Here is a 12,564-nt window from a genome sequence, read left to right as displayed (position 1 = left end):
TATTTCACACTACTGATAGTTAGAATGTATTACTTTGTTTCGTATGTTTTAATTTTTCCTACGCGGTTTTCGTGACGACCACCTTCATAGTCAGTTGTTAACCAGATTTTCGCGATATCACGCGCTAGACCAGCACCAATTACACGCTCGCCCATTGCTAGCATGTTAGTGTCATTATGCTCTCTCGTTGCTTTCGCGCTGAAAGTATCATGAACTAACGCACAACGGATACCATTTACTTTGTTTGCTGCGATTGACATACCAATGCCTGTCCCACAAACTAAAATACCACGATCCACTTCACCATTCGCTACCATTTCAGCTGCTGGAAACGCAAAGTCAGGGTAATCAACAGAACCAGCTTCACATTCACAACCTAAATCAACATATTCAATATTTAACTCTTCTAATAAATTTACAAGTTCTTTGCGGATATTCATACCGCCGTGATCAGATGCTATTACTACTTTCATTTTTACCCCTCCAAAGTTTCAATCAATTATCTTCATTTCACACTCGCTACCTCAATAGGACGAAGTGATCTCCAATATCGTATTATACACGAAACATCAACCTACCGAATGTTTTTTCAGTAAAGTTTGTACAAGTTTTTCCATCTCATCTAACGTTTCTTTATAAATAGAAAGCGAGCCTCCAAATGGATCTGAAATGTCCTTGCCTATACCTTCAGTTAATCCATATAACGTATTCAATTTCTTTTCAACACTCGGATAATGCCCAAGTACAATTTGTTTATGATTTTCTGTCATCGTTACGACAATATCAGCCCAATCAAGCAAAGTTTCGTTTACTTGCTGCGCGGTATGGTCAATTGAAATCCCTTTTTCAGCTAAAGCTTCCTTCGCATGTACCGATGCATCGCTCCCAGGATAGGCGAAAACACCGGCAGATTGTACTTCAAACCTATCTCCTCCGTGATGACGAAGCAACGCCTCAGCCATTGGACTACGACATGTATTGCCAGTACAAACAAATAATACTCGTTTCATCCAAACCCACCCCTATATTCGATTTCTTACCACTCATCATAACTTACATTAGAATAGAACAAAAGAAATGTGAATATACAAAAGGCGCATTTCTCTTATATTTTTTCTAAGAAAAATGCGCCTTATCCACATATATGTGAAACCCTATTTCCAAGTGCCCAGAGTATTTTAACATACCTACTGAATATGCAACAAAAATAAGGAATCCATTTCATACGAAACGGATTCCTCTTATACAGCAATTATTTCATTGTAACTTTCATTACTTCTGTTGAACCTTTTGTAGCTGTTACGCCTACAGTTGTCTTAATAGACTCAGCTGCATCTGTGTTTGTAATAACGATTGGAGTAATTGTGCTTTTCGCTTTTTCACGGATTAATTCTAAGTCGAATGAGATTAATTTATCTCCAGCTTTTACAGCTTGGCCTTCAGAAACGTGAGCTTCGAAACCTTCGCCTTCCATTTTTACAGTTTCTAATCCAACGTGGATTAAAATTTCTGTGCCGTTTTTCGCTTTAATTCCGATAGCATGTTTTGTGTGGAATAATTGTACGATTTCACCATCAACTGGAGATACAACTACACCTTCAGTAGGATCGATTGCAACACCGTCACCCATCATACGACCAGCGAATACTGGATCTGGTACTTCTTCAATATTTTTCACTGCTCCAGTTAATGGAGCTACGATTGTTTCTTCATTTGTTTTTGAACCAAGACCGAATAATTTTTTAAACATAGGATAGTCCTCCTTATAATTTACCTAAAAGTTTATAGGGCAATCCCTAGTAAAGCTCGGGATACATGTAAGACTTCATACTTCGAATATTATACTGTAAAAACGCTTTCGAAATAAATTACGTCATTACTAATAGACTCTTATTGTAGCGCTTCACAAAATTCCAGTCAATTCTGATTGTCTGAATAACAATAAGAAGTTAACTTCTATTTATATTTTCTCTTTTTTTGCCCAACTTGTCTAGAGGTCTTTACCACATTTTATTTTTTGTTGTTAATTTGTAAAATTTAATTCAAACTTTTTTCAAAATCCACTTGACTAAAGTAAGTAACTATTTTATTATTACTTACGTAAGGTAAGTTAATAACTTTTAGGAGGTTTTTAAAAATGATGGATTTCGGTCTACTTATTATTCGTCTTATTATAGGAATTACATTCATGGGTCATGGCGCTCAAAAATTATTTGGTTGGTTCGGCGGTTACGGTTTAAAAGGAACAGGTGGCTGGATGGAGTCAATCGGTTTACGCCCTGGTGTATTTATGGCATTTATGGCTGGCGCAACTGAATTACTAGGTGGTTTCTTATTCGCATCAGGTATTTTCATTGTAGTTGGTTCATTATTTATCGTTGGAACAATGTTAATGGCTATCTTCACTGTTCACGGAAAAAATGGTTACTGGGTAACACAAAATGGATATGAATATAACTTAATGTTAATCGCTGTTGCTGTTGGTGTAGCTTTAATCGGACCTGGCGCATACGTTTTACTTTAATTTTTATCTCAGATTTGAGATTCTTGAAAAAGAACTTACTTCATTACAATTGAAGTAAGTTCTTTTTATGAAACAAAATATTATTTCCAGCAGGATTTTCTCATCGTTATCTTGTAAACAAACAATAAGTATTCATATTTAGAAAGGGGATTACAAGCATGTTATCCATTAATCCAAATGAACAAACTGAAAAAGATAATTACAAATTACTTACTGGAAGTATCATCCCTCGCCCTGTCGCATTCGTTACTTCTTTAACAAAAGACGGTGTATTAAACGGCGCACCATATAGTTATTTTAATATTATCGCTGCTAATCCACCACTTATCTCAGTATCTGTACAACGAAAAGCCGGAGAAAGAAAGGACACTTCCCGAAACGCAATTGAAAAAGGTGAATTTGTCGTACATATTTCTGACGAATCATATGTAGCAGCAATTAATGAAACAGCAGCTAATCTCCCGCCAAATGAAAGTGAAATTGAACTAGCAAAACTAACACCAATTGAAAGTGAAGTCATCTCCGTTCCAGGTGTAAAAGAAGCAAATATTCGAATGGAATGCGTATTAGAACGTGCAATTCCACTTGGTGGAACAGAAGACTCACCAGCTTGTGATCTACTAATTGGACGCGTCGTTCGTTTCCACGTTGCCGAACATCTATATGAAAAAGGGCGCATTCACGCAGAAGGACTCAAACCAATAAGCCGCCTAGCAGGACACAACTATGCAAAATTAGGAGAACAATTTGAATTAGTTAGGCCAGTTTAAAAGCGAAAGCGGCTCGCTCAGAATGGGAGGGGGATGGAGCTTCTGACATAGAGGCGCTTTTTGCCTCGCAGGAAGACGCGAAGCCACCGACCATTCTAGCCGCTGGAACTGGATAATATCTAAAAGCGGAAGCGGCTCGCTCAGAATCGATTCCTGCCATCACTCAAACATAAAAATCCCCTGCTTTTTAGCAGGGGATTTTTATCATTGTAATTCTTCCTTCTTTTCCTCTAAAGTAGGCAGTTTTTCTTTTTTCGGTTTCCCTAGCTTAATTACGAAGAAGTATAGGGAAAGCAGTGTAATAAGAAAAACAATTAAAAACGGGTACGGAGAGTAAAAGGCACGCGCCGCCTCAGTCTTTCCCGCAACAAATTTCAATGACTCAATATCTAAAAACTCAGCAAACATTTGTACACCGAGCATACTAAACCAAAAAACAAAAAAACTAATAATAACACCAAAAACTTGCTTCAATCTCGTCATTCATCTCATCCTTTCTATATCTGTAATTTTTAGTGCAATAAATATAGTACAAACAAAATATTCACAGAAAGGAACCATCTCACCATTCACGAATTAACTTAATCCAACCTAACATCGAAATTTGCAAAATAATACCCCAAATTATAAGTATTCTTAGCCATCGAGGAAAGAAGGTTAAAAACTTAACGTACCATTCCAATAGCTTGTTCATAATTCCCTCCTACATAAAATTATATAGGAAAAAGGATATATAATCCAAATCCAACCAAAATGATGCCACCTACTATCTCGCCATATGTACCGAGCATATCTTTCGCATGTCTACCAATTAATAGACCAATCCATGCTAATAACATGCTAACAAATCCAAAAAGTAATATCGTAATGATTGTTTGTGCCCCATAAATACCAAGACTAAGCCCTACTGAGAAACTATCTATACTAACGCCAAATGCAAATACGAATAAGCTAATTCCAATAGGGGCAGTTCTAGTCTCCTCATTTTGTAAAATGGTCGAATATACGATATAAAAACCTAGTCCGATTAATAAAATAGCACCCGCAAAATGTGCAATATCTCCATATTTCTCTGATAAAAAACGACCTAGTACCATTCCTATAAACGGCATAATAATATGAAATATCCCTATCGTCATACCAATATACAGGATTTGTCTTAACTTTAGGGGCATCATCCCCATACCAAGACTCACCGAGAACGCATCCATCCCTAAGGCGAATGCCATAATTATTAAAGGTATTAGCTGTTCAAACGTCATTCATGCCCCTCCTTGGACGTGCTACTTCACAATATGCTTATCCAAGGAGAAATATTCTGTTTGCTAATCGTACCTTATCATTCAATGATAATATGATGTCCTGCCGCTTTTGTTAAACGATTCATAATAGCATTTCCTATTCCTTCATTAGGGAACGACTCACTAAAAATAACATCCACTTCACTTGCATCAAATGTTCTAAGTACATCATATAATTTAGTCGCAACGCTAGCTAAGTCACTTCGAACACCACAAGATAATATAACATCTGCGCTATATACATGCTGATACTCTTCCGTCGTTAATACGCCTACTTTAAATCCTTCTTCCTTTTTCTCATCTACAAGATGCTGAATAAACTCACGTGAGCCCTCAACAATACTAAGTGGTGCTTTCGGCGCATAATGTGTGTATTTCATTCCAGGTGATTTCGGTTTTTCCTTCTCATCCTTTAAAGCTGGATCTAAAGAAACGGTACCTATCACTGCTTCTAATTGTTCTTTCGTAATCCCACCTGGACGTAATATTGTTGGAACCGCGCTTGTACAATCAATTACAGTTGATTCAACGCCTACTCCAGTTGCACCACCATCAACAATACCTGCAATCTTCCCATTCAAATCTTCATATACGTGAGAAGCTAATGTTGGACTTGGACGCCCTGAACGATTCGCACTTGGTGCCGCAACAGGTACATTCGCCTCTTCAATAAGAGCAAGTGCAATTGGATGATCAGGCATTCTTACTCCAACCGTATTAAGTCCTGCGGTCACCTTCTCTGAAATCCCTTCTTTTCTCGGCAAAATAATTGTTAATGGCCCTGGCCAAAAATGCGCCATTAACTTCTCTGCAACTGGTGGAATTTCTTTCACAATGCCATCTAACTGAGATTTTGTACCTATGTGGACAATGAGTGGATTATCACTCGGTCTTCCTTTCGCTTCGAAAATTTTTGCGATTGCTTCATCATCCATCGCGTTTGCACCTAACCCATAGACTGTTTCCGTAGGGAAAGCAACCGCCTCATTTTCTCTTAATAATTTTGCTGCTTCTTGTAACTGTGGATAATATTTTTTTCTTTCCACAACATTATCCACAACCCACATATTTGTATGCATTTTTTTCCACGTCCTTTTCTACCCTTAAATACTTGTCTATTTTTAGCTTACTATGAGATTTATCCAAAAGACAAACAAGGTTTATCCACAAAATGTGGATAAACCTAATTAATCCGTGGATAACTTTGTGAATAGCTGACAATTTAGTATTATTGCATTCTGCTCTTTTATATTTTTACAAAAATGTTCTAACTGTTGAATTCCTTCTGGAACCTCATCCTTTTCTATAGTAAAAAAGTCAAAGAACTGAAAGATTGGTACAGATTGTGGATGATTTGTTAGTAAGTACAATTGTTGAACACTTTTTTCTTTCATATACTGCAAAAACATTTCAAAAAAATATAAGAAAGTCTGTTTATCCACATGAGGTGTGAATAAACAAGAACGAATAAGTACATCTTCCCCACTTTGTTCATAACCAATTACAGCTCGTATTTCTTCCGCCTCTTCCAAAATCATAAATTGTGCGTACAACTCATTTATTTTATCATCTTTTTTATTAGCTTGTCCGAAAAAAGAATGTAATCTTTCCACATCTGCTTTCGTAGCAAAATACACTTTCTTCATAATAAATCCCTCCTCATTTTTATATATGAGGAGGGATTTATCAATAGTACTATTTAGAGAATAAAGATGTAAAAGCTTCTACAATAAACAATTTAACTTCTGGTTTTTCTTCTTCCTCTTCTACTTTTACATACTCATTTTGCTTTTCTTGTTTTTTCTCCACAGGTTTCTCCACTTTTTCCACAGTTTTTGTTTCTTCTTTACTTACAGGCTGCTCTTCAACTTTTGTTTCATTTTTTACTACTTTCTTTTCAGAAGATGTTACTTTTTTTACCACTTCCTGTTTTATAACTTTCGTTTCTTTTACCTTATCCACTTTCTTCTCTTCTGTATTTACTACTTCCTCATCTAGTTGTTTCACCTGCTCCTCTTCAGGAGATTCCGCCTTCACAACGTGCTCTTCTTTTCTTACAGCTGTCCCACTCGAAAAATCTAAGAAACACATTGGTGGAAATAATACACACCACCAGTTCGCCCCTTCACCTTCTCCAATTGTGATCAATACTGCTTCATATTCTCCTGCTGGATAAATAAAATTCCCATATACCTTTGTAGGAAACTTTACATTCTTACTAAATTTCACTTGAAATGATTCTTTACTTCCTTCTCTTTTTAACGTATTTTCCACCGTTTTCTCGATTTCTGGAATATGACTTTGAATTACTTTGCGTGCCTCTTCAAATGAAGTTAAATCCGCTACCCATCCATCAATTTGTGCTTTTACTTCATCACGCACTTTACGCTTTAATGCCTGGTCTTTATCTGAATCACTATTTGCTAAAATTCGCAATCGAACGGCCTCTTTCGGAATGACTGAAGGCCCTTTCGCATCAGCTTTCATATATCCAAACTGCACAAGTAACTGTGCACCAATTAATAATATAAGAAGATAAGCAATAACTTGTTTTTTCATTTCCTCCACCGTCCCTTCTACAAACAGTGTGGACAGACTTTCATATTTCTAAACTATTAAATTCAAAATCTATATGAATTTTCCCACAAAAAAATAGAGTAAGGTGTGAACCTTACTCCATCTCTGCAAATACCATACGGTCTTTTCCGTTAATATCAAAAACAACCTCGACATGGGCATGTGGAAAAGCTTGTTGTAACAATCTTTTTACATCCTCACCTTGTCCTACTCCAATTTCAAACGCTACAATTGCTTTCTCCTGCAACACATTCGGCAATTCTTTCATAAAACGGCGATAAAAATCTAATCCGTCTTCTCCACCAACAAGTGCTCTCTTCGGCTCATGCTCTTTCACAACAGGAGAAAGACCACGCCAATCCTCTTCCGGTATATATGGAGGATTTGAAACAACAACATCTAGCTTTTGACCCGTTTTATCAAATGGTGACAATAAATCACCGTGATAGAACGTTACTTCTGCACCTAAAGCTTTTGCATTTTCTTTTGCAACTTCAATCGACTCTTGTGCAATATCTACTGTATATACGTGGAGATTTTTATTTTCTAAAGCAAGCGTAATAGAAATCGCTCCACTACCTGTGCCTATATCTGCTACATGTAGTTCCTTGTCGCCAAAATGGCGCTCAATTCTTTCTAATACTCCTACTATAAGCTCTTCTGTTTCCGGTCTTGGTATTAATACTTCTTCATTCACAAAGAACGACCGGCCATAAAACATTTCATAACCAATCATATATTGAATAGGAATACCTTCTACATGCTTGTGGATAAACTCCGTAAAGCTTGCCTCTTGTTCCTCATTTATTTCTTCACGCATATTCATAAGTAATCCTGTTCTGTTCATCTTTAATACATGACAAAGGACAATTTCTCCCGCATTTTCATCTCGTCCATTTTCCTGTAAAAAAGAAGAAGCCCATTTCAGGGCTTCATAGACACGCATTACTCAGCTGCCTCCATCCTTTGAGCCTGATCTTCCATCACTAAGGCATTGATGAAATCATCTAACTTACCTTGTAAGATTTGATCTAGCTTTTGAATCGTTAAACCGATTCGATGGTCTGTAACACGGTTTTGCGGGAAGTTATACGTACGAATACGCTCTGAACGATCACCCGTACCAACAGCTTGTTTACGGTTTTGATCATATTCAGCTTGTGCTTCTTGTCTAAACTTATCATAAACACGTGCGCGTAATACTTTCATCGCTTTTTCTTTATTCTTAATTTGTGATTTCTCATCCTGACAAGATACAACTACACCAGTCGGTAAATGCGTTAAACGTACCGCTGACATCGTTGTATTAACACTTTGTCCACCAGGACCACTAGAAGCGAATGTATCAACACGAACATCTTTCTCGTGAATGTCGATTTCTACTTCCTCTGCCTCTGGTAATACAGCTACAGTTGCTGTAGATGTATGAATACGTCCACCAGATTCCGTTTCAGGAACACGTTGTACACGGTGAGCACCATTCTCGAATTTCAGCTTCGCGAAAGCACCTTTACCGTTAATCATAAAGATAATCTCTTTATATCCACCTAACTCTGTATAGCTAGCCTCGATAATCTCCGTTTTCCAGCCCTGTACCTCAGCGTAACGGCTATACATACGGTATAAGTCACCAGCAAATAAAGCGGCCTCGTCGCCACCAGCAGCCCCACGAACCTCAACGATAACGTTCTTATCATCATTAGGGTCCTTTGGAACTAGTAAAATTTTCAGACGTTCTGATAACGTTTTTTCTTGTGATTCTAACTCAGAAACCTCTTCTTTTACCATGTCACGCATTTCTGCGTCTAACTTCTCTTCTAACATTGCTTTCGCATCTTTTAATTGCTCACGAACATCCTTATACTCACGATACACCTCTACCGTTTCCTGTATATCAGACTGTTCCTTTGAATATTCACGAAGTTTATTTGTATCGCTAATAACCTCTGGGTCACTTAACAATTCATTTAACTTCTCATAACGATTTTCTACAGCTTGCAAACGATCTAACACATCATTCACCTCTACATCCTAGTATCTAATACAAATAGTATATGGTACTTACTCAAAAAAACGCAAATTATATTTAAAAGCGTAAGCGGCTCACACCAACCACACTCTCTATTCTGAAAAAAACCCGCCTTGCGCAGCGAGTTTTACTTATCTTTGTTTGTAGGAACTGCATGACAATGACGACAGCGTGGCTCATACGATTCTGAAGCCCCAACTAAAATAATCGGATCATCAAATGCCGCTGGTTCTCCATCAATTAATCGTTGTGTACGACTTGCCGGAGATCCACATGCAGAACATACTGCTTGTAGCTTTGTTACATGTTCAGCAATCGCCATCAGCTGAGGAACTTGTCCAAATGGTAGACCACGGAAATCTTGGTCTAAACCAGCTACAATGACACGATAGCCACGATTTGCCAATACTTGCACCACTTCCACAATGTCCCCATCAAAGAATTGTACCTCATCGATTGCAATTACATCCATATCTTCAGTGATATGTTCAAATATATCTTTTGAAGCTGAAACAGGAACTGCTTTTACCTTTAATCCGTTATGTGATACAACGTCTTCTTCACTATAGCGATTATCAATACATGGTTTAAATACAATTGCATGTTGTTTCGCAAATTGCGTACGGCGCACACGGCGGATTAACTCTTCTGATTTACCAGAAAACATACTACCGCAAATCACTTCAATCCAGCCATTTTGATTTATTAAGTACATGAAGCTCTCCTTTCATCTACTTTTTAGTTAAAAGTAGGGTAAAGGTATAATATTTTCACAAAAAAAACAGACAAGCGAATACATACACTTGCCTGTTTTATGTTTTTATTACTTGATACCGTATTTCTTATTGAAGCGATCAACGCGTCCGTCTGCAGTAGCAAACTTCTGACGTCCAGTGTAGAATGGGTGAGAATCAGAACTGATCTCAACTTTTAGTAATGGATAAGTGTTACCATCTTCCCACTCAACAGTTTCGCTAGAGCCTTTAGTAGACCCGCTTAAGAATTTGAAGCCTGTGTTTGTGTCCATGAATACAACTTTCTTGTAATCTGGGTGAATTCCTGCTTTCATTCTTTTCATCTCCTTCCGCCCTGAATCATTTTCGAAACAGAGTTTTTCATCTTCAGCTGCATACACAACTATATTGATGAAACACATATGATGAAATTATAACAAGGCTAACTTCATTTTGCAACTACCTGTTTTTGTCTTTTGAAATTTAAAGTGTAGACGGCTCGTTTAGCTCTGACTGGCTAAGGTTCTCTCGCACAAAAGGTGCTTTTTACCTTTAGTGCGGGAGGTTCTTAGACACGAAGAGCTAGCCGTCGGAACTAGATACAATTTAAAAGCAGAAGCGGCTCGTTCAGAATTGGAGGGGGATGGAGCTTCTGACGTAGAGGCGCTTTTTGCCTCGTAGGAAGACGCGAAGCCACCTACCATTCTAGCCGCTGGAGCTGGATATTAAATTTAAAGTGGCGGGGGCTCGCTCAGCTCTGACCAGCCAAGGTTCTTTCGCCCTAAAGGTGCTTTTTTCCTTTCGGACGGAAGGTTCTTAGATGTGAAGAGCTAGCCACCGGAACTGGATATCACTTAAAAATCCAGGACACTTCACACCCTCTCACTTAAGGCGCTTTTTGCCTCATGGAAAGACGCGAAGCCACCTACCATTCTAGCCGCTGGAGCTAGATATCACCTTAAAGTGGAGGCAGTTCGTTCTGCTCTGACCAGCTAAGGTTCTCCCACTTATTTCTCTCTTTAATATCACCTAAAAGGCATAAAAAACTCGCTTACTATAAAATAAGCGAGTCCCAATCTTTTCCCTTTACTTAGTTGTTACATATCTTTTCGAGTCTGCAACAATGTTTTGTAAAAATTCTTCGTTTGTCTTCGTTTGACGAAGCTTACGTAAGAAACTTTCAACAAAGTCTGGTGTATCACGCATTGTTTTACGAATGCCCCATAACTTGTCTAAATGCTCTTTTGGAATTAATAGATCTTCTTTACGTGTACCAGAACGACGAATATCAATCGCTGGGAAGATACGACGTTCAGCTAACGAACGATCTAAGTGAAGTTCCATATTTCCAGTTCCTTTAAATTCCTCGTAAATAACATCGTCCATACGAGATCCTGTATCAACAAGGGCTGTTGCTAAAATCGTTAAGCTACCGCCTTCTTCAATATTACGTGCCGCTCCAAAGAAACGCTTCGGTCTATGGAAAGCCGCTGGGTCGATACCACCCGATAATGTTCTACCACTTGGCGGAATAACGAGGTTGTAAGCTCGCGCTAAACGGGTAATACTATCCATTAAAATGATAACATCTTTTTTGTGCTCTACAAGACGCATTGCACGTTCTAACACAAGTTCAGCTACTTTAATATGATTTTCTGGTACTTCATCAAAAGTAGAACTTACAACGTCGCCCTTAACAGAACGTTCAATGTCTGTTACTTCCTCTGGACGCTCATCAATTAAAAGCACAATTAATTCTGCTTCTGGATGATTTGTTGTAACACTGTGTGCAATTTCTTTTAATAGACTTGTTTTACCAGCCTTTGGAGGCGCAACAATTAAACCACGTTGTCCAAATCCAACTGGTGCGATTAAATCCATGATACGTGTCGGTAACTTTTTCGGTTCCGTTTCCAATTTCATTTGGCGATCTGGGTATAATGGTGTTAATGCAGGGAAATGCACACGCTCTTTTGCTGAATCTGGATCATCTCCGTTTACAGCTTCAACTTGTAATAACCCAAAATAGCGTTCATTTTCTTTCGGAGGTCGTACTTTACCAGAAACTTTGTCTCCATTACGTAAATCGAAACGACGAATTTGCGAAGCTGAGATATAAATATCTTCTGAGCTTGGAGAATAGTTGATAGGACGTAGGAATCCAAATCCTTCTGATTGAATAATTTCTAATACGCCTTCCATGAAAAAGAAACCTTCTTTTTCTGCTCGAGCTTTCAAAATAGAAAAGATTAACTCTTTTTTCGTTAACTTGCTATAATACGAAATCTTAAATTCTTTCGCAAGCTCGTATAACTCTTTTAATTTCATGTTTTCTAATGCTGCAATTGACAAATTCATTCAGACACCACACTTTAACGTTATTCTCTTTTTTCATGGGTAAAGGGAAAAAATACGGAAGGCAAATAATTAATAATGAAAGGCAATAAGTTCAAGTAGGGTAATATTCACTATTGTAACCCTTTTATCTAGTTTTAATCAATACGTTGGAACACAAATACAAGAAGCGAAGACAAGAAAATTTGTCTTCGCTTCTTATTTAATTTAGTTCCGGCTCCGATAGTTAAAAAGATCGACCATTTTAACCTTTCTGAACGAGCCGCTTACGCTT

General features: G+C 37.8%; 16 protein-coding genes. 2 read left to right on the top strand and 14 right to left on the bottom strand.

Annotated elements, in window-relative coordinates:
• Positions 1 to 29: 29 nt before the first annotated feature.
• From rpiB to ACQRBL_RS27220, 3 genes are all read right to left on the bottom strand, one after another.
• Positions 30 to 473, bottom strand: a complete 444-nt coding sequence (gene rpiB / locus ACQRBL_RS27230; protein ID WP_000869539.1) for a ribose 5-phosphate isomerase B — start codon at positions 471 to 473, stop codon at positions 30 to 32.
• A gap of 96 nt (positions 474 to 569) precedes the next feature.
• Positions 570 to 1,010 (bottom strand): low molecular weight protein arginine phosphatase, encoded by a 441-nt coding sequence (locus ACQRBL_RS27225; protein WP_000832375.1) that lies wholly within the window; start codon positions 1,008 to 1,010, stop codon positions 570 to 572.
• Between the two features lie 242 nt (positions 1,011 to 1,252).
• Positions 1,253 to 1,750 (bottom strand): PTS sugar transporter subunit IIA, encoded by a 498-nt coding sequence (locus ACQRBL_RS27220; protein ID WP_000473666.1) that lies wholly within the window; start codon positions 1,748 to 1,750, stop codon positions 1,253 to 1,255.
• A 387-nt stretch (positions 1,751 to 2,137) separates the two neighbouring features.
• On the opposite strand from ACQRBL_RS27220, the gene ACQRBL_RS27215 reads away from it, so the two are divergent.
• Positions 2,138 to 2,524: a DoxX family protein gene (locus ACQRBL_RS27215; RefSeq protein ID WP_000968616.1), complete on the top strand. Its 387-nt coding sequence runs from the start codon at positions 2,138 to 2,140 to the stop codon at positions 2,522 to 2,524.
• 158 nt (positions 2,525 to 2,682) lie between these two features.
• Positions 2,683 to 3,294, top strand: coding sequence for a flavin reductase family protein (locus tag ACQRBL_RS27210; RefSeq protein WP_097920059.1), 612 nt, complete (start codon positions 2,683 to 2,685; stop codon positions 3,292 to 3,294).
• A gap of 204 nt (positions 3,295 to 3,498) precedes the next feature.
• Here ACQRBL_RS27210 and ACQRBL_RS27205 read toward each other — a convergent pair whose 3' ends face one another.
• The 11 genes from ACQRBL_RS27205 to rho all read right to left on the bottom strand — a co-directional run bounded on the left by ACQRBL_RS27205 (position 3,499) and on the right by rho (position 12,293).
• Positions 3,499 to 3,777 carry a DUF3935 domain-containing protein gene (locus tag ACQRBL_RS27205; protein ID WP_023523563.1) on the bottom strand — a complete coding sequence of 93 codons (279 nt, stop codon included), beginning with the start codon at positions 3,775 to 3,777 and terminating at the stop codon, positions 3,499 to 3,501.
• Positions 3,778 to 3,856: 79 nt separating this feature from the next.
• Positions 3,857 to 3,988, bottom strand: a complete 132-nt coding sequence (locus ACQRBL_RS27200; protein ID WP_023523564.1) for a hypothetical protein — start codon at positions 3,986 to 3,988, stop codon at positions 3,857 to 3,859.
• A gap of 19 nt (positions 3,989 to 4,007) precedes the next feature.
• Complete coding sequence (locus ACQRBL_RS27195; RefSeq protein ID WP_000142475.1) at positions 4,008 to 4,556, bottom strand: manganese efflux pump MntP family protein; 549 nt, start codon at positions 4,554 to 4,556, stop codon at positions 4,008 to 4,010.
• Positions 4,557 to 4,633: 77 nt separating this feature from the next.
• On the bottom strand, positions 4,634 to 5,674 hold the full coding sequence (locus tag ACQRBL_RS27190; protein ID WP_000557351.1) for an L-threonylcarbamoyladenylate synthase: 1,041 nt from the start codon (positions 5,672 to 5,674) through the stop codon (positions 4,634 to 4,636).
• Positions 5,675 to 5,782: 108 nt separating this feature from the next.
• Complete coding sequence (locus ACQRBL_RS27185; RefSeq protein ID WP_000758437.1) at positions 5,783 to 6,241, bottom strand: mechanosensitive ion channel protein; 459 nt, start codon at positions 6,239 to 6,241, stop codon at positions 5,783 to 5,785.
• Between the two features lie 49 nt (positions 6,242 to 6,290).
• Positions 6,291 to 7,154 (bottom strand): stage II sporulation protein R, encoded by an 864-nt coding sequence (gene spoIIR / locus ACQRBL_RS27180; protein WP_043924870.1) that lies wholly within the window; start codon positions 7,152 to 7,154, stop codon positions 6,291 to 6,293.
• A gap of 112 nt (positions 7,155 to 7,266) precedes the next feature.
• Complete coding sequence (gene prmC, locus ACQRBL_RS27175; protein ID WP_023523566.1) at positions 7,267 to 8,118, bottom strand: peptide chain release factor N(5)-glutamine methyltransferase; 852 nt, start codon at positions 8,116 to 8,118, stop codon at positions 7,267 to 7,269.
• Positions 8,118 to 9,185 (bottom strand): peptide chain release factor 1, encoded by a 1,068-nt coding sequence (prfA, locus tag ACQRBL_RS27170; protein ID WP_000887066.1) that lies wholly within the window; start codon positions 9,183 to 9,185, stop codon positions 8,118 to 8,120. Before prfA ends, prmC begins: the two co-directional genes overlap by 1 nt.
• A gap of 143 nt (positions 9,186 to 9,328) precedes the next feature.
• Complete coding sequence (locus ACQRBL_RS27165; protein WP_000280851.1) at positions 9,329 to 9,916, bottom strand: thymidine kinase; 588 nt, start codon at positions 9,914 to 9,916, stop codon at positions 9,329 to 9,331.
• 108 nt (positions 9,917 to 10,024) lie between these two features.
• Entirely contained in the window at positions 10,025 to 10,270 is a 246-nt protein-coding gene (locus tag ACQRBL_RS27160; RefSeq protein ID WP_000643435.1) for a type B 50S ribosomal protein L31, read from the bottom strand.
• 751 nt (positions 10,271 to 11,021) lie between these two features.
• Positions 11,022 to 12,293, bottom strand: a complete 1,272-nt coding sequence (gene rho, locus ACQRBL_RS27155; protein WP_001053903.1) for a transcription termination factor Rho — start codon at positions 12,291 to 12,293, stop codon at positions 11,022 to 11,024.
• Positions 12,294 to 12,564 lie beyond the last annotated feature (271 nt).

This window comes from Bacillus sp. AF62, from assembly GCF_050312695.1.
Classification (GTDB): Bacteria; Bacillota; Bacilli; order Bacillales; family Bacillaceae_G; genus Bacillus_A; species Bacillus_A cereus.
Note: the sequence above shows the minus strand (reverse complement) of the source record. Positions and strands in the feature narration are given on the sequence as shown.